This window comes from Streptococcus intermedius SK54 = ATCC 27335 (genome assembly GCF_000413475.1).
Classification (GTDB): Bacteria; Bacillota; Bacilli; order Lactobacillales; family Streptococcaceae; genus Streptococcus; species Streptococcus intermedius.
On the sequence record NZ_ATFK01000005.1, the window covers coordinates 187,981 to 210,372 of the forward strand.

General features: G+C 36.8%; 20 protein-coding genes. 13 read left to right on the forward strand and 7 right to left on the reverse strand.

Features of this window, described 5'->3' with window-relative positions; all coding sequences use genetic code 11:
- Positions 1 to 245: 245 nt before the first annotated feature.
- Both HMPREF1654_RS07560 and HMPREF1654_RS07565 read right to left on the reverse strand, forming a co-directional pair.
- Positions 246 to 1,124, reverse strand: a complete 879-nt coding sequence (locus tag HMPREF1654_RS07560) for a LysR family transcriptional regulator (protein WP_003075809.1) — start codon at positions 1,122 to 1,124, stop codon at positions 246 to 248.
- Between the two features lie 125 nt (positions 1,125 to 1,249).
- Positions 1,250 to 1,600, reverse strand: coding sequence for a helix-turn-helix domain-containing protein (locus tag HMPREF1654_RS07565; protein WP_003076113.1), 351 nt, complete (start codon positions 1,598 to 1,600; stop codon positions 1,250 to 1,252).
- 370 nt (positions 1,601 to 1,970) lie between these two features.
- On the opposite strand from HMPREF1654_RS07565, the gene HMPREF1654_RS07570 reads away from it, so the two are divergent.
- Positions 1,971 to 3,596, forward strand: a complete 1,626-nt coding sequence (locus HMPREF1654_RS07570) for a malolactic enzyme (protein WP_003075792.1) — start codon at positions 1,971 to 1,973, stop codon at positions 3,594 to 3,596.
- A gap of 76 nt (positions 3,597 to 3,672) precedes the next feature.
- Complete coding sequence (locus tag HMPREF1654_RS07575) at positions 3,673 to 4,620, forward strand: AEC family transporter (protein WP_003075878.1); 948 nt, start codon at positions 3,673 to 3,675, stop codon at positions 4,618 to 4,620.
- A 260-nt stretch (positions 4,621 to 4,880) separates the two neighbouring features.
- Here HMPREF1654_RS07575 and HMPREF1654_RS07580 read toward each other — a convergent pair whose 3' ends face one another.
- Positions 4,881 to 5,357 carry a glutathione peroxidase gene (locus HMPREF1654_RS07580; RefSeq protein ID WP_003076218.1) on the reverse strand — a complete coding sequence of 159 codons (477 nt, stop codon included), beginning with the start codon at positions 5,355 to 5,357 and terminating at the stop codon, positions 4,881 to 4,883.
- A 311-nt stretch (positions 5,358 to 5,668) separates the two neighbouring features.
- Between HMPREF1654_RS07580 and HMPREF1654_RS07585 the strand changes: the two genes are divergently transcribed.
- Together HMPREF1654_RS07585 and HMPREF1654_RS07590 are read left to right on the forward strand one after the other, a co-directional pair.
- Complete coding sequence (locus HMPREF1654_RS07585) at positions 5,669 to 8,860, forward strand: polysaccharide lyase family 8 super-sandwich domain-containing protein (protein ID WP_003075986.1); 3,192 nt, start codon at positions 5,669 to 5,671, stop codon at positions 8,858 to 8,860.
- Between the two features lie 242 nt (positions 8,861 to 9,102).
- Positions 9,103 to 11,130 (forward strand): SpaA isopeptide-forming pilin-related protein, encoded by a 2,028-nt coding sequence (locus HMPREF1654_RS07590; protein ID WP_003076118.1) that lies wholly within the window; start codon positions 9,103 to 9,105, stop codon positions 11,128 to 11,130.
- Positions 11,131 to 11,282: 152 nt separating this feature from the next.
- Here the strand turns inward: HMPREF1654_RS07590 and HMPREF1654_RS07595 are convergent, their stop codons facing one another.
- The 4 genes from HMPREF1654_RS07595 to HMPREF1654_RS07610 are packed head-to-tail and all read right to left on the reverse strand — an operon-like array spanning position 11,283 to position 14,427.
- Positions 11,283 to 11,912 (reverse strand): bifunctional 4-hydroxy-2-oxoglutarate aldolase/2-dehydro-3-deoxy-phosphogluconate aldolase, encoded by a 630-nt coding sequence (locus tag HMPREF1654_RS07595; protein WP_003075974.1) that lies wholly within the window; start codon positions 11,910 to 11,912, stop codon positions 11,283 to 11,285.
- 9 nt (positions 11,913 to 11,921) lie between these two features.
- Complete coding sequence (locus HMPREF1654_RS07600) at positions 11,922 to 12,923, reverse strand: sugar kinase (RefSeq protein ID WP_003075802.1); 1,002 nt, start codon at positions 12,921 to 12,923, stop codon at positions 11,922 to 11,924.
- A gap of 31 nt (positions 12,924 to 12,954) precedes the next feature.
- Entirely contained in the window at positions 12,955 to 13,596 is a 642-nt protein-coding gene (locus HMPREF1654_RS07605; RefSeq protein ID WP_003076027.1) for an RpiB/LacA/LacB family sugar-phosphate isomerase, read from the reverse strand.
- A gap of 15 nt (positions 13,597 to 13,611) precedes the next feature.
- Positions 13,612 to 14,427: a gluconate 5-dehydrogenase gene (locus tag HMPREF1654_RS07610; protein ID WP_003035431.1), complete on the reverse strand. Its 816-nt coding sequence runs from the start codon at positions 14,425 to 14,427 to the stop codon at positions 13,612 to 13,614.
- A 290-nt stretch (positions 14,428 to 14,717) separates the two neighbouring features.
- Between HMPREF1654_RS07610 and agaF the strand changes: the two genes are divergently transcribed.
- The 9 genes from agaF (at position 14,718) to HMPREF1654_RS07655 (ending at position 22,386) form a co-directional block, all read left to right on the forward strand.
- Positions 14,718 to 15,152, forward strand: coding sequence for a PTS galactosamine/N-acetylgalactosamine transporter subunit IIA (gene agaF, locus HMPREF1654_RS07615; RefSeq protein ID WP_003074341.1), 435 nt, complete (start codon positions 14,718 to 14,720; stop codon positions 15,150 to 15,152).
- Positions 15,153 to 15,165: 13 nt separating this feature from the next.
- Complete coding sequence (locus HMPREF1654_RS07620) at positions 15,166 to 16,356, forward strand: glycoside hydrolase family 88 protein (RefSeq protein ID WP_003076002.1); 1,191 nt, start codon at positions 15,166 to 15,168, stop codon at positions 16,354 to 16,356.
- 10 nt (positions 16,357 to 16,366) lie between these two features.
- Positions 16,367 to 16,858, forward strand: a complete 492-nt coding sequence (locus HMPREF1654_RS07625) for a PTS sugar transporter subunit IIB (RefSeq protein ID WP_003035570.1) — start codon at positions 16,367 to 16,369, stop codon at positions 16,856 to 16,858.
- 14 nt (positions 16,859 to 16,872) lie between these two features.
- Entirely contained in the window at positions 16,873 to 17,652 is a 780-nt protein-coding gene (locus tag HMPREF1654_RS07630) for a PTS mannose/fructose/sorbose/N-acetylgalactosamine transporter subunit IIC (RefSeq protein ID WP_003070605.1), read from the forward strand.
- Positions 17,639 to 18,454, forward strand: a complete 816-nt coding sequence (locus HMPREF1654_RS07635; RefSeq protein WP_003035586.1) for a PTS system mannose/fructose/sorbose family transporter subunit IID — start codon at positions 17,639 to 17,641, stop codon at positions 18,452 to 18,454. The genes HMPREF1654_RS07630 and HMPREF1654_RS07635 overlap by 14 nt, the downstream gene beginning before the upstream one ends.
- Positions 18,454 to 18,762, forward strand: coding sequence for a preprotein translocase subunit YajC (locus HMPREF1654_RS07640; protein ID WP_003035584.1), 309 nt, complete (start codon positions 18,454 to 18,456; stop codon positions 18,760 to 18,762). Before HMPREF1654_RS07635 ends, HMPREF1654_RS07640 begins: the two co-directional genes overlap by 1 nt.
- A 261-nt stretch (positions 18,763 to 19,023) precedes the next feature.
- Positions 19,024 to 20,922 (forward strand): heparinase II/III domain-containing protein, encoded by a 1,899-nt coding sequence (locus HMPREF1654_RS07645; RefSeq protein WP_003076162.1) that lies wholly within the window; start codon positions 19,024 to 19,026, stop codon positions 20,920 to 20,922.
- 82 nt (positions 20,923 to 21,004) lie between these two features.
- Positions 21,005 to 22,009, forward strand: a complete 1,005-nt coding sequence (locus tag HMPREF1654_RS07650) for a LacI family DNA-binding transcriptional regulator (RefSeq protein WP_003074345.1) — start codon at positions 21,005 to 21,007, stop codon at positions 22,007 to 22,009.
- 110 nt (positions 22,010 to 22,119) lie between these two features.
- Complete coding sequence (locus HMPREF1654_RS07655) at positions 22,120 to 22,386, forward strand: ACT domain-containing protein (RefSeq protein ID WP_003075941.1); 267 nt, start codon at positions 22,120 to 22,122, stop codon at positions 22,384 to 22,386.
- Positions 22,387 to 22,392: the final 6 nt, after the last annotated feature.

The window sequence follows — 22,392 nt, forward strand, 5'->3', positions numbered from 1 at the left end:
AAAGGCTCGTAAAGCGTCACAATTTAGTAAACGTTAATTCGAGAGAATTACAATAAATACAAAGAGCACCTTTCGGGGTGTTCTTTTTTATCGACACTTTGTAGATTTATAATTGGGAATCTCGTTGAATGGTATCAGGTAAATGAAAAGATTCGTTGATAATATCCTATTTCTTCGTACTTTAGTCTAATACCTATAATGTAAAAAACTCTAGCTATCAGGTAGTTGATAGTTAGAGTTTTTTTCTATTCATATGATTTAATTAGATTAAATAAGGCCTCTACTTCTGATGACGGTGTAGCTGATTTGAGATAAGCGTAATAAACTGTAAATGTTATCTGGTCCTCCGGTATTAGAGGGATTTTTATTAAATCATCATCTTCATCAGAAAGTGCGATATCAGCCAGTAAACTAACGCCAATCCCTTTCTTTAAAAGTTCTTTAAGAATGACAATGTCATCAGTCTTAAAGAATATTTCTGCCTTGTTTTGATACTTTTGATTAAGTAGCTCAAAAGCTTTCAGGTGAACAAAGTGTTCGTCTAAAAGTATAAAGGATTGATCTACTAATTCTTCAAAAGTGAGGGAAGGAGCAGTGGCAAGAGGATGGTTCTTAGATAAAACGACATACAGTTCTTTATGAAAGAGTTCATGTGTCTCTATTGAAGGATGATTGAGTGGTTCAATCAATCCGAGTAAGCTCGCATCTAGTTCTCCCTTAAGGAGAAGATTTAATAATTCTACGGATCCACCACGAATAGGACGTACCTTTTTTAAAAAATCAAATTCAGTTTCTTTATTTAAGACAGAGAAAAGATACTGAATGATAATAGGAGGGAATCCTACAGTAGAGCAATGCACCAAAGAGCGATTAATTTCTTTGCGAGTAGAAATGACCTCAGGTAAAATCAGTTCTGTATGCTTCAGAAGGATTTGTCCTTGATTAGTTAATTTAAAGGAGCGATGTGAGGGATCATGGTGAATCAATTTGCAATTAAAGGAGTCCTCTAAGCGCTTGATAGCATAAGAAATAGATGGTTGGCTGACTTTATGTTGTTTTGCTACTTCCGTATAGGATTGAAGCTGGCAGAGGTCATAAAAATATTGTAGATCTTTTAAATTCATATGGGCTCACTTTCATTAATTGGAGAAAAAATAAGTGGAAATCACAAGATAAATAATTTTTATCCGTATCCTACAATTTGACTATACGAGTATTCGCTGGTTAAAATGTAAGTGAGTCAGGGATATCAAAGATTATCTAAGATACTTTCAAAAATGACCAAGATCTTTTCTCGTTTATCAATAGGGAGCTGTTTAATCTTCATGTTGATTCTTTTGAGTGAAAGATTGTCAGTCTTATCAGAGGTTGATTCAAGGCTATCAAAATTGAAAAATTCCTCTGGGGTCATCTCTAGGGCGTCAATCACTTTTTCAAGACTGTGAATGGTCAGATTCACATTTTGGTTTTCGAGTTGGCTGATATACTTAAGTCCAAGTCCCGCTTGTTCCGAAAGTTCTTCCTGGCTCATTTTGTTTTGTGTTCGAAAATATTTCACTTTTTTGGAAATATATTGTTGTAAATAGTTTTTAGTTGTCATATAAATAGAATACAAGTTTTGTATGATAAAAAAACACCTTAAAAAATACGAAGTATTGTATAAAAAACTTAAATGATTTTTATCTATTGTAACTTGCCTTATAAATTTATATTTTAGTATGGCTTTATTTGTCCGATGGTAAAGAGCGATTACCGAAAATCTTATGAGTATAGAAATTTATAACATAGAGAGATTAAAGAATCACAAAATGGTGCTTTGAGTAATAATCTACAGAATAAAGAGTTTTCAATAACGCTTTACTTCTAGACTCATTATAACATATACACTAACGATTGTATTTTTTAAATAACAAAGTTCGTCTCAAAATACATATTAAGTGGTATAATATTATCAAAAAGGAGGTTGCACTATGACTGCACATGATATTTTAAACAATCCTTTCCTTAATAAAGGGACTGCCTTTACCTTAGAGGAGCGGAAGGAACTAGGTCTTATTGGTTTATTGCCACCTTATGTTCAAACCATTGAAGAACAAGCGGTGCAAACTTATGCACAGATGCAAACAAAAGCCAATGATTTGGAAAAGCGTCTTTTCCTAATGGAAATTTTTAATACCAACCGGACTCTTTTCTATTACCTCTTTTCTCAACATTTGGAGGAATTCAATCCAATTGTATACGATCCAACCATTGCAGATACCATTGAAGGCTACAGTGACCTCTTTGTAGATCCGCAATATGCGGGGTATCTTGATATTAATCATCCTGAAAATATTGAAGCCACTTTGAAAAATGCTGCTGGGAATCGCGAGATTCGTCTCATTGTTGTAACAGATGCAGAAGGAATCCTTGGAATCGGTGACTGGGGAACAAATGGTGTCGATATTTCTGTTGGGAAATTGATGGTCTACACGGGTGCTGCTGGAATCGATCCTTCTATGGTCCTTCCTTTAGTCATTGATGCAGGGACTAACCGTGAAGAACTTCGTAACAATCCTAATTACTTAGGGAATCGTCACGAACGGGTTCGCGGAGATCGTTACTACGACTTCATTGACCAATTTGTTCAAACAGCAGAACGTCTCTTTCCTAAACTCTACCTTCACTGGGAAGACTTCGGCCGCTTAAATGCTGCCAATATTCTTGAAAAATACCGGAAACAAATTCCAACTTTTAATGATGATATTCAAGGTACAGGAATCGTTACCTTGGGTGGTATCTTTGGTTCACTGGATATTAGTGGTGAAAAATTAACAGATCAAGTTTATCTCTGCTATGGTGGTGGTACTGCGGGTGCAGGAATTGCCTCTCGTGTTCTTCGTGAAATGGTGAGTGAAGGTCTTTCTGAAGAAGAAGCTTATAAACGTTTCTTTATGGTTGATAAGCAGGGTCTTCTCTTTGATGACATGGATGACCTAACTCCTGAGCAAAAACCGTTTGCTAAGAAACGTGCTGACTTTACTAACGCAGACAAGTTGACTGACCTGCTTGAAGTAGTGAAGACTGTGAAGCCAACCATTCTTGTAGGAACGTCAACTCAACCTAATACCTTCACTAAAGAAGTAGTAGAAGCTATGTGTGAAAACACAGAACGTCCAATGATCTTCCCCTTGTCAAATCCAACCAAATTGGCAGAAGCAAGTGCCAAAGATTTGATCGAATGGTCAGATGGCAAAGCTTTTGTTGCAACGGGAATTCCTGCTGATACGGTTTCTTATAAAGGTGTAGACTATGTGATTGGTCAAGCAAATAATGCCTTGATTTACCCAGGCCTTGGTCTAGGTATGCTGGCTTCTGAAGCAAGTCTTTTGACTGATGAAATGATTGGAGCAGCGGCTCATTCATTGAGTGGTATTGTCAATCCAGGTCAACCAGGAGCTCCTGTTTTGCCGCCATTCAAGTATGTAGCAGATGTTTCTATTAAAGTAGCGGAAGCAGTCGCTAAAAAAGCGCAAGAGCAAGGTCTTGCACGCGCTAAGGAAACAGATATGGCCAAAGCCGTTCGTGATTTGAAGTGGTATCCAGAGTATAGATAATTCATTCCTGCTGCTATCCTTCTATAGCGACAGATTTGTATGGGCTGTGGACTTAAGAAATTTAGAAAGGATACCTATGTCACTCTTTTTAACTTCGATTACGAGTATCATTCCGATTATCGCTATTATTGTTTTGGGGTATATTCTTCAGGTGAAGGGATGGTTTGGAGATGCCTTTGGACCTAACCTATCTCGTTTGATCATGAATGTAGCCTTGCCAGCATCAATCTTTGTGTCGGTGATGAAATACCTAACACTAGATAAACTAATCAGTCTTTCTGGAGGTCTCCTTTATACTTTTATAGCCTTTATCTTGGGATATATCGTAGCTTATATTGCAGTTATACTTTTCAAGGTCCGTCCAGGACGGCGAGGGACCATGATTAATACCTTTGTGAATGCCAATACTATTTTTATCGGTTTACCATTAAACGTTGCTCTTTTTGGTGATCAGGCTCTTCCTTATTTCTTAATTTACTATATCACCAATACGATTTCCACCTGGACATTGGGCGTGTATTTGATGACGAGCGATAGTAAATCGGGTCAAAGCAAGAAGACAACTAAATTTGACTGGAAGAAATTGCTACCAGCTCCGCTTGTAGGTTTTCTTGTGGCTCTAATAGTTTTGATTCTTCGAATCTCTATTCCAGATTTCGCAACGAATACCTTAACCTATGTTGGAAATATCGTCACTCCCCTATCTCTGATTTATATTGGTATCGTTCTTGCAAAGGCAGGATTGAAAACTATTACTTTTGATAAAGATACAATTGTCACTTTAGTTGGACGCTTTATCCTAGCTCCTCTAATCATGCTTCTTGTATTGAAGTTCTTTGCACCAAATATGGCGACAGTAGAATTTAAGACCTTTATGATTCAGTCCGCTACACCAGCTTTAGCTGTTCTCCCGATCCTTGCTAATCAAGGAAAAGGAGATGTGGAATTCTCTACGAATGTAGTGACTCTAAGTACGATTCTATTTATAGTTGTTATTCCAATATTACAAACTTTATTAGGATAAGAAGGAAGAGGATAGGATTGAAAGTTCTGAGTTAAGAAATTCCCCTATTTAAAAAATATTGATTCCAATTTTATGAAATTAATCAGTAGATATCGTTTTGAAAAGCCTTGATATTACGCTATTTTTAGTCCAACTGAAACCCACGCTTTCCAAACCAGATCTTAAGAAAGCTCGTAAAGCATCATAATTCTCAAAACGTTAATTCAAAAGAATTACGATACTTATAAAGAGCACCTCGAAAGGTGCTCTTTTTTATAATGTTATAATAGCTTTTGTAAACTTTCCTCAATCTCTTTAGGTTCTGCTTTAGATGAAAATCGTTTCACAACTTGCCCTTCTCGGTTTATTAAGAATTTAGTAAAATTCCATTCGATTCTTTTTCCGAGGGGGCCAGCTTGTTGTTCTTTTAGCCAGATATAGAGAGGATCTGCTTCCTTACCATTGACTTTAACTTTAGCAAAACGTGGAAAAGTAGTTTGGTAGTGGAGGCTGCAAAAACGATTGATTTCTTCTGCTGTACCTGGTGCCTGCCCCATAAATTGATTACAAGGAAAGTCGAGGATTTCAAAGCCCTGGTTTTGATAGCGGGTGTAGAGGTGTTGTAGTCCCTTATATTGGGGGGTCAGGCCACAACCTGTTGCAGTATTGACAATAAGCAGAACATTCCCTTTATAAATTTCTAGGGAGATAGATCGATTATTCTGATCGAAAATGGAAAAATCATATATTTTAGTCATAAGTGCTTCTCTCCTATTTTTCTTTCATTGTAACAGTTTTTATCTTATTAGTCGATTCTAAAAAGATTTTCCATTTAGAATGGATTTGTTATATTCAATAAAATTGAAAAAAGTTTAGGAAGTATCGTGTCAGTCATGAAGTATAAAAAAACAGATAATATTTACAAGACGAAAACAGATATTTATCAGAAAACGTTTACAAATAGAATTAAAAATGATATGATTTGTATAAACCGGTTTACTAAAAGAATAAATTTCATTTTGAGATTTATAGCTCTTTATTTTATAGAATAATTAATTGAGGTTTATACATGCAATCAAAAACAAAAAAGATGCTATTTAGTCTGTCATCTCTTGCATTATCAGGATTTTTACTTCATCATTTATTGACAGTTACAGCAGACGAAACGCCAATAAATGCCACTCAGCAAACTCAGAAGCAATCTACTGCTGAAAAAGTGCAACAGGTAGAAAAAAATCTTGTAAAAAATGGAAATTTCAGTCAAACAGAAGCAAAAAGTGGCCTTTGGACAGGAGTAAAAGCTGTTGGATGGAATGCTTGGCTTGATACTACAAAAAGCTCTACCAATACTTCAGCAAGAACGATTGAAGTAAAAGATAATGCGGTTACTATTTCTGGAACAGAAACTTTGCGAGCGGTTGTTTATCAAGAAGTGAATTTACAGCCAAATAAAAAATATAAATTGCGTTTTAAGGTTAAAACGGGAAATAAGACGGGAATTGCCAAAGTCCGAATTATTGAAGAAGTAGGAGACAAGAAACAATTCTGGAATTCTTCTGAATTTAAAGGAACCGAAGACTGGAAGACGGTTGAAACTGATTATAGTCCAACTTTATCCGTGAACAAGATCAAGTTAGAATTATTCTACGAAACAGGGACAGGAACGGTTTCTTTCAAAGATGTAGAATTGGTGGAAGCCCCCAATCAGTCAGTTGACAAATCTCAAACATCTGAAAAGAGTTTAGAGGAAATGGTCAATTTGCCTTTTGGGAAAAAGTACGTCTTCACTAGAGAAGATTATACATATACTGTTGAAAATAGTAGTATTGCGACTGTAAAAAATGGTATTGTAGAACCTTTGAAAGAAGGGACAACCACTATCACAGTCTCTAAAGATGGGAAAGAAATCAAAAAGATTCCTTTGACAGTAAAGCCTTCTGTAAAGGATAAATACACAGAACGATTGGATGATTGGAATGGTATTATTGCTGGAAATCAATACTATAATTCTAGTAATGACAATATGAAGAAATTGAACCAAGAATTAGAAGGAAAGGTCAAGAAGAGTTTAGAAAGTATTGATTCACAAGCTGATCGGAAAAGCCTTTGGAAGGAATTATCAGACTATCAAAAATCCTCTAATTTAACTGCTACTTATCGTAAATTAGAAGAAATGGCGAAACAAGTGACCAATCCTTCATCTCAATATTATCAAGATGCTAAAGTTATTCGTACAGTAAGAGATGCGATGGAATGGCTTCATAAAAATGTCTATAACAGCTCAAAAAGCATTGTTGGAAACTGGTGGGATTATGAAATCGGTACACCACGTGCAATCAATAATACGCTATCTTTGATGAAAGAGTATTTCTCCGATAATGAAATCAAAACTTATACCGATGTTATTGAGAAATTTGTGCCGGATCCAGAAAATTTCCGAAAAACAACAAATAATCCTTTTAAAGCTTTGGGCGGAAACCTAGTTGATATGGGACGAGTTAAAGTAATTGCAGGTCTTTTACGTAAAGATGATCAAGAAATTTCATCAACGATTCGTTCAATTGAACAAGTATTTACTTTGGTTAATAAAGGCGAGGGTTTTTATCAAGATGGCTCTTACATTGACCATACAAATGTTGCTTATACAGGTGCTTACGGTAGTGTTTTAATTGATGGTTTATCTCAGTTGTTACCAGTTATTCAAAAGACAGACACTCCAATTGATACAGCAAAAATGCAGACAATGTATCATTGGATTAACAAGTCATTTGCGCCCTTGATGGTTCATGGAGAATTAATGGACTTAAGCCGCGGACGCTCTATTAGTCGCGCTAATAGTGAAGATCATGTAGCAGCAGTTGAAGTACTTAGAGGGATTCATCGCATTGCCGAAATGTCTGAAGGAGAAATAAAACAAAATCTGAAATCTCTTGTAAAGACAATTGTAAAATCTGATACTTACCATGATGTCTTTAGAAATTTGAAGACTTACAAAGATATTAATTTGATGGAAGCTTTGTTGAAAGATGATACAGTGCCGGTCACTCCGCGAGAAAGTTATTTATCAGCTTTTAACAATATGGATAAAACTGCTATGTATAATGCAGAAAAGGATTTTGGCTTTGGGCTATCTATGTTTTCTAGTCGTACGTTAAATTATGAAAGTATGAACAAGGAAAATAAACGTGGTTGGCACACTGGTGATGGAATGTTTTATCTGTATAATGGTGATTTGAGCCATTATAGTAATGGCTACTGGCCAACAGTGAATCCTTATAAGATGCCAGGAACAACAGAGACAGATGCCAAGCGTTCTGATACAGAAACTGGGAAAGTGTTGCCATCTGGTTTTGTAGGAACCAATAAACTGGATGAGAAAAATGCAACCGCAGCAATGGACTTCACTAACTGGAACAAAACTTTAACGGTTCATAAGAGTTGGTTTATGCTGAATGATAAAATAGCTTTTCTTGGAAGTAATATCAAGAATACATCAAAGGATGCGGCATCAACAACTATTGAGCAAAGAAAGGTTGAAAAAAATAGCCCATATAAGGTCTATGTCAATGATAAGGAAGCGAACTTGACGGATAAAGAACAAGCATACAATGAAACGAAGAGTGTCTTTCTTGAATCTGCAGATAAGAAAAGGAGTATTGGTTATTTCTTCTTTAAAAAGAGCAATCTTACAATGATGAAAGCTATCCAAAAAGGTGCGTGGAAAGATATCAATGATGCTCAGCCAGCAGCTCAATTACAAAATGAATTTATCACAATTAGTCAGGCGCATAAACAAAATGGGGATAGTTATGGCTATATGCTTATTCCAAATGTAGATCGTGCTACTTTTAATCAAATGGTGAAAGATTTAGAGGGTAGTCTTCTTGAAAATGATGATAAATTACAAGCAGTCTATGATGCGAAGCAGAAAATTTGGGGAATTGTCAAATATGACGATTCTGCGTCCACAATTTCCAATAAATTCCAAGTTTTGAAACGAGGGATCTATACTATTCGTAAGGAAAATAGTGGCTATAAAGTTTCTTACTACAATCCAGAAACAAAGAACTCTGCTAGTAAAGATAGTGTCTTTAAAGAATTAGCATCAAAACCAACTGTTGAAGATTCGTCAAAAAAGACAGGAAAAATAACGAAAGAAAATCAGCCAACACTTCCTCAAACAGGGGAATATAGCGGCGTTTTACCTCTTGTAGGTATGCTATTGATGGGAAGCGGTTATTTTAGTCTTCGATTGAAATAAGTCCCCAAAAACCGAGAATCTAAGGATTAGGTTTTCGGTTTTTTGATTATGTAACTTTCCGTCTATCTTGCTCCGTCATGATTGTTACTTAATTAATAGTTATGATGATAGAAAAATAAAAAAAAATTACATAAAATTAGAAGTTTGTTGCCTATTTTTAACTAAAATATTATATAATATAATACATGAGGTAACTATTTAATGATTGTTACGATTTTTATTTGGTTGGAGGAACTATAATAGTGTTAAAGATTGGAAAAAAAGCCAAGCAGAGAATTGCTGTTGTATTATTTTTGCTAGCACTGATATTTGGTTTTAATATAATAAGTAATCAGGTGATTCATGCCAAAACGATTCCGAATGTTATTACGTCAATGAAAGTCACAAGTAGTGAAGGTAAACCTTTACAGGGTGATCTTAAAAAATGGCAGGATTTCAAGGTTAGTGCAACCTTCTCGTTGCCAAATAATACGGTAGAAGCAGGTGATACGACCACAATTGATTTCCCCAAACAGCTTGTTTATAACTCGCCTAATAAAAGTTTTAATATTGTAAGCAGTCAGGGAGATATTGTTGCAGTAGCAAAGATTGATGCAGCGAAGAAAAAAATTGTCCTGACCTATACAGATTATGTTGAAAAACATTCTGACATTAAAGGGACATTCGATTTTCATGTTCGTTTTGATCATCGGGAGCACAAAGCTAATGGAAAAGTCGATTTGGAATTTAAAATCGATGGTAAGATTACAAATGCAGGTAGTCCAGGATTTGCTGGTGCAGGCGATTCCGAAAAATTCTCAATTGTAAAAGGTGGATGGCCTTTAACAAATGATCCAGAACGTTTGGGTTATGATGTAGCACTAAATCGGACACAAGAACTCTTTAAAAATGCTGTTGTTGAAGATGAATTTATGGGCAATGGTGTTATTGAGGCTGACTCTGTCAAGATTATCAAGGGAGTATGGCTTTACAATTCGAAAATTTCTGAGTGGGAATTGCAGCACGCAGAAGATGTGACAGCTAAACTGAAAGCTAATATTACAGTAAATGAGCGAAAAGCTACTGTCAAGATTGGCGATATTGCTCCAAACGAGGGCTATTATATCAATTATAAAGTTAAACTAAATGGTGAGCCAAAGATTGGGGATGCTTTCACAAACAAAGCCAAATTAACAGCCGACAATACTGGTAACAGAACTACAGAAGTTGAAACACGCTATGTAAAAGCTAACGGTAAAGCGGATGGGCAAGACTTCACGATTAAGGTTAAGAAAATTGATGCTAATGGGCAGCCTCTTGCAAATGCGGAGTTTCAAGTGATTCGCAATCGTACTAAAGAAGTGGTTGGAACCATTACCACGGATACGAATGGTATGGGGAAATTGTCACATCTTGTGAAAGATGAGTACACCCTGAAAGAAAGCAAGGCACCAGATGGTTATAAAAAAACTGATGAAGAGTTTAAGATTTCCTCTTCTGATTTTGGAACAGAACAATCTGTTTTAAAAACAGTTGTCAATCAAAAAATAGGCAATAAGAAGATCAAAATCGGTAAGTTAAATCCAAATGGTAAAAGGATTGCGGGTGCTAAGCTTCATGTTTATAAGGGAGAAGGAACACAGGGTGACGTCGTTGCTTCTTGGACATCAGAGTCAGGTAAAGCACACGAATTAAGTTTAGAGCCTGGAATTTATACTTTCCATGAAGAATCGGCCCCTAATGGCTACACAGTTGTTAGTGATATTGTCTTTGAAGTAACAGCAGCTGGACAAGTGAATATCCTTAAAGCTGAGAACAATACAGCGACTGTCAAAAATGATACATTAAATATTACAGATCAGTTTGATGATGTAAGAACAAATATCTCGGTTGTGAAACATTGGGATGACAAAGATAATCAAGCCGGAAAACGTCCAAATCATATTACAGTGAATTTGCTGGCTGACGGGAAAAAGATAGAGTCTCAAACGATTAGACCAAATGAAAACGGTGAATGGCGTGCAGAATTTACCAATAAACCAAAATATAAAAATGGAAAAGAAATTCATTATACCATTACTGAAGAGGTTGTTGCTTCTTATCGCTCAGAGATTAGTGGGGATACAGCATCAGGTTTTGTATTGAAAAATCTGTATGATCCATCTCAACCGCCAGCACCAAAACAAAAGATTTTACCAAGGACAGGAACAACGGTTATGGGCGCCTTGATTGTTGTAGGGGTGGTAGTTCTTAACGGGGGTATCTACTTAGCAAAACGAAAAAATAAGTAGGGTTATCTGGTTTGACAAATCGTCCTTTATAGGTGCTTTTGATAGTGTAAGATAGTTATTAAAACAGGCTAGGATTTTCCTAGCCTGTTTAGCTTGTGTTTTCAAAAATAGATTTCTTGTTTTTCTTTTTTAATAGAAAAGGACTAGCTTTTTTACTTCAGTGCGGTATATTGTTTAGCAATTGTTGTGATCGCTTCGTAATTACCTTGGCTGGCAAGTTTGTTAAATTCTCCACCAATACCAATGGCATCCGCACCAGCAGAAAACCAATCTGAAACATTATCCAAATTGACGCCGCCTGTCACCATGATAGCTACTTGAGGAATCGGTGCTTTAACGGCAGAGATATATTTTGGACTTAGAGCGCTTCCTGGAAAGAGTTTGATGATTTCACTGCCAGCTTCTAGTGCTGTGGTGATTTCTGTTAAGGTCATACAACCCGGAATATAGGGAATACTGTAGAGATTACAGATTCTTGCAGTTTCAGAGTTGAAAGAAGGAGAAACAATATAATGAGCACCTGCTAGCATTGCATCTCTTGCGGTTACAGCATCCAGTACAGTTCCAGCTCCGATACAAACACTGGCATCATCTTGATATAGGTGGTTTAGCTCTTTTATAATTTCGCCAGCGTATTGATTGGTATAAGCAACTTCAATAGCTTTGATACCACCTTTGATACAGGCGATAGATGCTTTGAGGCCTTCTTCTTTTGTCTTTCCACGAACAACAACGACAATTTTTTGTGTTTTTAATTCAATAATGATATCTGATTTAGTCATGCTATTCTCCTAACGAATAATATCTTTGGTGGTTGTTAGCAATTTTTCAATGGCTGTAGCAGATTTGCTCATACTGTCGCCAGCAAGAGTACACTTCATGGTCGCACTAGCAACAGCAAAGTCAAGTGTATCTTTTAAAGAAGCTTGCATGAGTAATTGATAGAGTGCGCCAGAAACAAAAGCATCTCCGCTTCCAACGCGTTGATAGACAGCAGTTTTTAGCTGGACAGATTGCTCAAATGTATCACTGAGTGCATAAGCCTGATAGACATTTTTATCTTGTGCATCAGTGGAGCGGAACGTATGAAAAATGGCTTTAAAGGAATAGATTTCTTTTAAATGACGCATGCGATTTTCAATCTCCGCCAAACTTGCTGTTTCTCTTGGAAACATGTCAAGATCTGTTTCATCTGCCATAATTGGATCGATTCCAAAGCAATAGTCGGCATAGCGAGCGAATTTTGAAAATTCATATTTGGCTTCTAATACAGAAATCATTTTAGTGCGCAAGTTGAGATCCATAGAAATGGCGATGTTCCTTTGCTTTGCTTCTTGCAAAAGACATAGTAGCACTTCACGGACTTGCTCATCAATGGCAACTGTGATGCCACTGAAATGAAAATGGCTGATTCCTTTAAACAAGCAGTCCATATCCAGCATTTCAGGACGAATCTGACTGATACTAGTATGCTTGCGGTCATAAAAAACTTCACTTTGGCGGCAACCAAATCCATTTTCCAGATAATAAACCCCAAGTCGGTCACCAAGTCGGAAAATAGTGCTAGTGTCAATGTCATGCTGTTTCAAAAACGTTAGGAATCGATTACCGATTTCATTATCTGGCAATCCTGTAAAAAGTTTTGTGCAAATTCCTAAGGCCTGTAAATTACAGGCGATATTGACTTCCGATCCACCAAAATAAGTTGTGCTGACCACTTGGTCACCAAGAGAAGCAACGTCTACAGGCGTAATTCGAATCAGTGGCTCACCAAATAGCAATAATTTCGTCATGTGTCAATTCCTTTCGGGTTGCAAAATGGATTTATGCATCAAGAAGTCCTTTTAAGTAAGCTGAGATTTCGTTATCTTGGCAGTTCGCAAAGAAGTATTCTTGGAAATGTTCTCCTGCAATGGTTTCTCTCAAGAAATCTTGGTCGATGTTTTTTAGAACGCTTAGCAGGTCGTTATGGGTAATCTTTTTAACCTCGTTTAAAATACGAGCATTTCGTTGTTCAGGAATTGCTCTTTCCTTTGGATAGCCACCGCCAACTTCTTCAGCAAAAAGTCGTTCAAATATCAATTTTAGATTTAATTCTGCACCCCAGCCAAAGCCTTTTGCATAAGGAATTGAAAGAGCATTGCCACCATTTATTTGAGAGAAGAGGTAGGCGTCTGTTGGTTCGACAGCCAAGCCACAGACAACACCAGGAAAACTATTTAAAGCAACCATTGCTCCTTCACCAGTACCGCAACCGGTGATGACAAAGTCAGCAGCTTTTGTATTTAAGAGAATGGCTGCCAGTAAACCATTTTGAACATAAGTTAATTGGCTTTCGCCTTCTTTTCCATACATACCGTAGTTGTACAGTTCATATCCTTTTTTGTCAGTTGTTTCTTTTAAGGCATCATAAATAATGTGGTTTTTAGCAGCTTGACTATTTTCGTTAATTAAAGCAATTTTCATTTTTATTCCTTCTTTCTATTCTGGTTGTTTTCCGATATAAGCTAGGATACCGCCGTCAACGTAGAGAATATGTCCATTGACAAAGTCGCTAGCATCACTAGCGAGAAAAACAGCTGGTCCCATGAGGTCTTCTGGATTTCCCCAGCGTGCCGCAGGTGTTTTAGCGATGATAAATTGGTCAAATGGATGGCGTGAGCCATCTTCTTGTAATTCGCGTAATGGTGCTGTTTGAGGAGTGGCGATATAGCCAGGACCAATACCATTACACTGAATATTAGCACTGCCGTATTCTGAAGCGATGTTACGCGTTAGCATTTTGAGTCCACCTTTAGCAGCGGCGTAAGCACTAACTGTTTCGCGACCGAGCTCACTCATCATGGAACAAATGTTGATGATTTTTCCGTGTCCTTTTTTAATCATCGAAGGAATGACGGCTTTGGAAACAATAAACGGTGCGTTTAAGTCAATATCAATCACCTTGCGAAAGTCAGCTGCACTCATTTCGCACATAGGAACTCTGCGAATGATGCCTGCATTGTTGACCAAAATATCAATAATGCCAACTTCTCGCTCAACTTGCTCAACCATTGCTTGGATACCAGCTTCATCAGTAACATCGCAAACATAACCATGTGCTGAGATTCCTGCTTCATGATAAGCAGTTAAACCTCGGTCAACTAATTCTTGGTTGATGTCATTAAAAACAATAGTAGCCCCTGCTTCAGCGTAGGCTTTGGCAATGGCAAAACCTATTCCGTAGGAAGCTCCAGTGATAAGGGCAATTTTTCCCTTTAGAGAAAATTGTTCTATGGAGAAAATTTTTTCTGTCATATTTTATTTCCTTTCAATTTAGTAAGATTTCATTCTAACAAGATTATATTCTAGTAAACCGGTTTTGTCAACGATAAAAAATGTTTTTTTGATATTTAAGTAGTGGAACCTTTGTAAAAATCTGCTTTTCGGGTTTTTGGAAATAATCTATGAAATGTTAAAAAAGAATATAGATTTCAAAAGAGATGTAAGCGCTAATATTTTTTTGAAAAAAGTATTGACAAGTAAAAAACAATAGGCTACAATGGAAAATGTAAGTAAACCGGTAAACTTAAAAGAGAGGAGAAGGTATGAAAATCATAGTTATAGGACATGGAAATTTTGCTACAGGGATTCATAGTTCTTTGAAATTGATTGCGGGCGAGCAAGAGAAAGTAGATGCTATTGATTTTGTGGAAGGCATGTCCGCAAACGAACTAAAAGAAAAAATTCTAGCTGCTATTACAAGCGACGAAGAGGTCTTAGTCTTGTGTGATTTATTAGGTGGAACGCCGTTTAAGGTGGCATCCACGATAATGGGAAATAGACCAGATTTGAAAATGAATGTTTTGTCAGGTTTGAATTTAGCTATGTTGCTGGAAACCGTTTTTGCGAGAATGACACTTTCATTTGATGAAGTTGCTGAAAAAGCAGTTGCAGCAGCACATAGCGGTGTTGTCAATGGCAGAGAGTTGTTTTCAGATGATTCAGAAGTAATAGAAGAAGATTTTGAGTCAGGAATTTAAAAAGGTAAAAGGAATGATTAAAAAAGTTACAATTGAAGAAATTAACACTCCTGAACGATTTTTAGAAGTTCCGCTTTTGACAAAAAATGAAGTAGAACAGGCAATTGAGAAAGTCATTCGGCAGTTAGATATAAATCTTGATTATTTTAAGGAAGACTTCCCGACTCCCGCAACCTTTGATAATGTTTATCCAATTATGGATAATACAGAATGGACCAATGGTTTTTGGACGGGAGAACTGTGGCTGGCTTATGAATACAGTCATGATGAAAAATTTAAAGAAATAGCTCATAAAAATGTCTTGTCTTTCTTGGAACGGGTCAATAAAAGAGTAGAACTAGATCACCATGACTTAGGCTTTCTTTATACTCCATCGTGCATGAGTGAATATAAGTTGGATGGTGACAAAAATGCTAAAGAGGCTGCCTTAAAAGCAGCAGATAAGCTGATTGAACGCTACCAAGAAAAAGGAGGCTTTATTCAGGCTTGGGGTGAGTTAGGTAAGAAAGAACATTATCGTTTGATTATTGATTGTTTGCTCAATATTCAGTTGCTATTCTTTGCGTATCAAGAAACAGGTGAGCAAAAATATTATGAGATTGCAGAAAAACATTTTTATGCCTCTGTCAATAATGTCATTCGTGATGATGCCTCATCTTTTCACACATTTTACTTCGATCCTGAAACAGGTCACCCTCTAAAAGGTGTAACAAGACAAGGTTATAGCGATGATTCTTGCTGGGCAAGAGGACAATCTTGGGGTGTGTATGGTATTCCATTGACTTATCGCCATTTGAAAGATGAATCTTGTTTTGATTTATTCAAAGGTGTAACGAATTATTTCTTGAATCGCCTACCAAAAGATCATGTTTCCTATTGGGATTTAATCTTTAGTGATGGTAGTGAACAGTCTCGTGATTCTTCTGCGACAGCTATTGCGGTCTGTGGGATTCATGAGATGCTGAAATACTTGCCGGAAGTAGATGAAGATAAAGACATTTACAAACATGCGATGCACGCTATGCTTCGCTCTCTGATAGAAGATTATGCTAGTGATCAGTACAAGCCTGGAGGAACGACGCTTCTTCATGGAGTGTACTCATGGCATTCTGGCAAAGGAGTAGATGAAGGCAATATATGGGGCGATTATTATTACTTGGAAGCTCTAATACGTTTCTATAAAGATTGGAATTTATATTGGTAGGAGGAGAGAGATGACAACACCAAATATTATTATGACCCGTGTGGATGAACGATTGATTCATGGTCAAGGACAGTTATGGGTGAAATATCTAGGCTGCAATACAGTTATCGTGGCAAATGACGAAGTGAGTACTGATAAGATTCAACAAACATTGATGAAGACGGTTGTACCAGATTCTATTGCCATGCGCTTCTTCTCGTTGCAAAAAGTTATTGATATTATTCACAAAGCAAATCCTGCTCAAACGATATTTATTGTTTTGAAAGATATGAAAGATGCACTAACTTTGGTAAAAGGTGGTGTTCCAATTAAGGAAATCAATATTGGAAATATTCACAATGCAGAAGGAAAAGAACAGGTTACACGTTCTATTTTCCTTGGAGAAGAGGATAAGGCAGCGATTAAGGAACTGAGTCAGTCTTATCAGGTAACTTTTAATACAAAAACAACTCCAAGCGGTAATGATGGAGCTGTAGAAGTAAATATATTGGATTATATTTAAAAAGGAGATTCATGATGTCAATTAATTTATTTCAAGCGATTTTAATTGGTTTATGGACAGCGTTCTGTTTTAGTGGAATGCTGTTAGGGATTTATACGAACAGATGTATTGTTTTGTCATTTGGCGTAGGGATTATTTTAGGAGACCTGCCAACTGCTTTAACAATGGGAGCGATTGGTGAATTGGCTTATATGGGATTTGGTGTTGGTGCTGGAGGAACGGTTCCGCCAAATCCAATCGGACCTGGTATTTTTGGAACGTTGATGGCGATTACAAGTGCAGGAAAAGTTACACCAGAAGCAGCACTTGCTCTATCTACTCCAATTGCCGTTGCAATTCAATTTGTACAAACTTTTGCATATACGGTACGTGCAGGTGCGCCAGAAACAGCTATGAAGCATTTGAAAAATCGTGATATGAAGAAATTCAAAATTACGTTGAATGCGACGATTTGGTTGTTTGCTGTGATTGGCTTTGCCTTGGGATGCTTGGGTGCTCTGTCAATGGATACTTTGCTGAAATTAGTAGGCTACATTCCGCCAGTATTACTTTCTGGTTTAACAGTTGCTGGTAAAATGCTTCCGGCTATTGGGTTTGCAATGATCTTATCTGTCATGGCTAAGAAAGAATTGATCCCGTTTGTATTACTAGGTTATGTTTGTGCGGCCTATCTAAAAATTCCGACAATCGGTATTGCTATTGTAGGTACAATCTTTGCTTTAATCGAATTTTACAACAAACCAAAAACAGCAGATCATGTGGTAGAGGAGGAAGCACACGATGACTGGATCTAAATTAAACAAGAATGATTATCTCAAAACATCTTTGCGGGCATTCTTTTTACAAAATGGCTTTAACTACAGCAATTATCAAGGGTTAGGGTATGCAAATGTTATGTATCCTGCTTTGAAAAAACACTATGGTGATAATCAAGAAGGTCTCTATAAAGCATTAGAAGAAAATTGTGAATTTTACAATACGAATCCTCACTTTCTACCCTTTATTACGAGTTTACACTTAGTCATGTTAGAAAATGATCGTCCCACAGAAGAAACACGTAACATTAAAATGGCATTGATGGGACCTTTGGCCGGGATTGGAGATTCACTTTCACAATTCTGCTTGGCACCACTCTTCTCCACAATCGCAGCTTCTTTTGCGAAAGATGGTTTGATTATTGGTCCAATCTTGTTTTTCTTGGCTATGAATACCATTTTGACAGGGATTAAATTATCTACTGGTTTGTATGGCTATAAGTTGGGAACAACTGTCATTGACAAACTGAGTGAGCAAATGGCGACTATTTCGCGGATTGCTAATATCATTGGCGTGACGGTTATTGCAGGTCTAGCAGCTACTTCTGTTAAGATGACAGTGCCTATTACATTTGCCGCTGGAAAAGTAAAAGCAGGTACAAACCAAAGCATCGTGAGCATTCAAGGTATGCTTGATAAAGTAGCACCAGCGCTTCTGCCAGCTCTCTTTACTCTTTTGGTTTACTATTTGATCAAAGAAAAGAAATGGACAACCTATAAACTAGTTATTCTGACAGTTATCATTGGTATTATTGGCAGCTGGCTTAAGATTTTAGCATAATGAATACGACTTTACTTTATGGAATATTGATTGTTTTGGCAGGAACTCCGATTATACTGTCAAGCATCAGTCATTTCCGTCAGCAAAAAATGCTTCAAGAACAGATGGAGCAACGAAAAACTTATCTAGCTTCTTTAACAGCTGGTGATGAAGTTCTATTACTGTCTGGAATTCATGGTAAAATTATTTCCATTCAAGATGAGTTGGTGACCTTGCAAATTGCTAAGAATGTAACGATTTATGTGGAAAAAGAAAGCATAATGGGAAAGACAAAGGAACAAGGACAGAAGTTTCCAACCTCTGATTAATGGTAAGGTGTAGCATTATATGGTATTGGTATTGATAATATAGTAACACGAATGCTGCTTGCTTTGTTCATGATGGATTGGAGATAAAAATCTCTAACCTCAAAGCGTACTGTATAATAAATCAACAACTAGATGACAGATTAGGTTCTCTTCCAAGCTTAAAAAGCGAATGGAGAGAACCTAATCTGCTTTGTAGGGTGGGATAAAAGGCAGATTTCTAGAGAAGCAGAACTGTATCAACCATTTTTTAGGTAAGGAAATATGAAACAAGAACGAACTATTTTTTTTGAAGATTTTGATATAGAGTATTATCGACATTATATTCTTCGCTATCAAAAGGAAGAATATAGCCGCATTCAGCACTCCCTTGAACGAATGTTTAGCCATTATTTTTTGTTTGATGGAAATTGGGATATGGAGCCGTGTCCGAGAGAACATCAGATTCAGCCGATGAATTGGGAAGTGCTATTTGAAGAAGATCCAGAGTGGGCTTACATGCTCAATCGGCAGGAGTATTTACTGAACTTTGTTATTGGTTACTTGGTTGAGGGAGACATGCGGTATATTCAAAAATTGAAGTTTTTCATTTTTGATTGGATAGAGCAAGTACAGGAATTTTCTCCGCAATCTTTGACGACTAGAACCTTAGATACAGGGATTCGCTGTTTTACTTGGTTGAAAATTTTGCTGTTTTTACTGGAATTGGATTTGCTGGAAGAAAAGGAGTTGCAAATCATTTACCGCTCTCTTGAAACTCAGATTCACTTTATGAGAAGGTGTTATCGTGACAAGTATACACTCAGTAATTGGGGGATTTTGCAGACCATTCCAATGATTGCCATCTATCATTTCTTTTCAGAACAGCTCGATATTGAAGAAGAATATCTGTTTGCAATAGAAGAATTACAGCAACAGGTACAAATTCAAATTTTAGAAGATGGCACCCAGTTTGAGCAGTCTATTTTGTATCATGTAGAAGTTTATAAAGCTCTGTTAGAATTGTGTATCTTGCTACCAGAGTTGAAGCACAAGTATGCGACTTTGTTAGGGAAAATGGCTACCTACATTCAGATGATGACAGGCTTGGATGGGAAGACGATTGCTTTTGGTGATAGCGACTGTACAGATACGTGGGATATTCTGAATTTATCTGCTCTCGTTTTAGAAGATGAACAATTACTCTCATTAAAAAATCCATACTTAGATCCATATAGTTTGCTGTTGGTTGGGAGAAAAGGTGCTGATCGTTTAGCAACATTAAAAGCTCAAAAACAAGGAACAAGAACTGCTTTTTTCAAGGATTCTGGTCAGGTTTGTATTCAGACACCTCGGAGCCATTTCTTTTTCAAAAATGGACCAATGGGTAGTGCCCATACTCACAGTGATCAAAATAGCTTTTGCCTACAGGATCAAGGCAAGCTAATTTTTGTGGATTCTGGGCGCTATACCTACAGAGAGATAGGAGAACGTTCTGTTCTAAAAAGTGCTTGGAGTCACACCGGATGTATCCTTGATGAAACACCACCTGAAATGGTATCTGGTTCTTGGGATTACGAAAATTATCCACAATCTTTGTTTTGCGGATATCAAGAGAACGCAGCTATTCACTATGTAGAGGGGAGTTATCTTGCTTCAAATCCATCTTCTTACTTGCATACTCGGAAAATCATCATGTTGGAAGAAGGTGTTTGGCTTGTAATAGACGATATTAGATGTGCCGGAGATCATAAGTTACGAACTCAATTTATACTAGATAGTCAAGTTATCTACAGTCCAAGTCAAGTCAATAACCTCAAGCTTTGGAGTAAGATTCCGCTAGAGTTAGAAAAAACATTTATTTCGAAGAAATACAACGAATTAGAAGAGAGTTCTAAACTGGTTAAAATACAGGAATTTTCAGATCGAATCATTGATGCTACTCTGATTGCGGATCAATCATTTACTGTCAAGCATCATAAAGTGTATCAAACAGATGGCGGTCAACTTCCTAATGCACTTGCAATTGAAATAGAAAACAATCACACAAATAAGCTTATCTTAGTATTAAATGATGACCTTTACAAAGGAGAAAAATTGTGTGTAGTGGATGGTGTGAAAATGAGAGGAAAATGTGTTGTTTATGACAAAAAAACTTGTACAAAAATCAGGCTAAAATGCTAGAAAAGTCTGGTTTTATGGGATTTCAAGAAATTCCGTTTGAATAGAATATGTTATAATATAAGTGCTTAGGAGGGACTTTAGATTGGCAAAAAAGCTTACAATAAAAGATATTGCAGAACTTGCTCAAACCTCAAAAACGACTGTCTCCTTTTATTTAAATGGTAAGTATGAAAAAATGTCTCAAGAAACAAGGGACAAGATTAAAAGGGTTATTGAAGAAACCAATTATAAGCCTAGTATTGTAGCGCGAAGTCTCAACTCTAAACGAACCAAATTGATCGGTGTGTTGATTGGTGACATCACTAATAGTTTTTCCAATCAAATTGTCAAAGGAATTGAGGATATCGCACATCAAAATGGCTATCAGGTTATGATTGGGAATAGTAATTACAATCAAGAAAGTGAAGATAAGTATATAGAAAGTATGCTTCTTTTAGGAGTGGATGGGTTTATTATTCAGCCGACGTCTAATTTCCGCAAGTACTCGCGTATTATTGATGAAAAAAAGAAGAAAATGGTCTTTTTTGATAGTCAGTTGTACGAGCACCGGACTAATTGGGTTAAGACTAACAATTATGATGCAGTATATGATGTGACGCAAGCCTGCGTTGCGAAGGGGTATGAGAAATATATTCTTATCACAGCAGATATTAGTCGATTGAGTACACGGATTGAACGGGCTAGTGGTTTTATGGATGCTTTGGCAGATTCTAACTTTGAATATACAAGTCTAATCATTGAGGACAAGCACACGGACTTGGATAAAATGAAAGAATTTCTGCAAAGGGAAATCAATCCAGAAGAGAAAACGTTAGTTTTTGCACCCAATTGTTGGGCTTTGCCGCTTGTGTTTACCGTTATGAAAGACTTGAATTTTGTCATGCCAAATGTGAGCTTGATTGGTTTTGATAATACAGAATGGACGAGTTTATCTTCGCCGAGCATCACGACAATTGTGCAACCAGCTTTTGAAGAAGGTCAGCAGGCAACCAAGATTTTGATTGATCAGATTGAGGGACGTTATCAAGAAGAAAAGCAACAAGTGCTGGATTGTAGTGTTCATTGGAAAGAATCAACGATTGATTGATAACGATTGAGTAAAATCTGAAGGCCAAAAGGCATATTTTCTCTGTTGGTCTATGCAAATTTCATTTACTTGTGCTACAATAGGAAAAAGTGTGTTGATTGGAGTAAAAGATGAAAGCAATTATTACGGTTGTTGGTAAGGATAGAACAGGGATTGTGGCAGGAGTTTCTAGCAAGATTGCCGAACTTGGTTTGAATATTGATGATATTTCTCAAACGGTTTTAGATGAATTTTTCACGATGATGGCTGTTGTTTCAAGTGATGAGAAGAAGGATTTTGCAGCTCTTCGCAATGAATTTGAAACCTTTGGTGAAACTCTCCATGTGAAAATTAATATTCAGAGTGCAGCGATTTTTGATGCCATGTACAATATTTAACAGAGG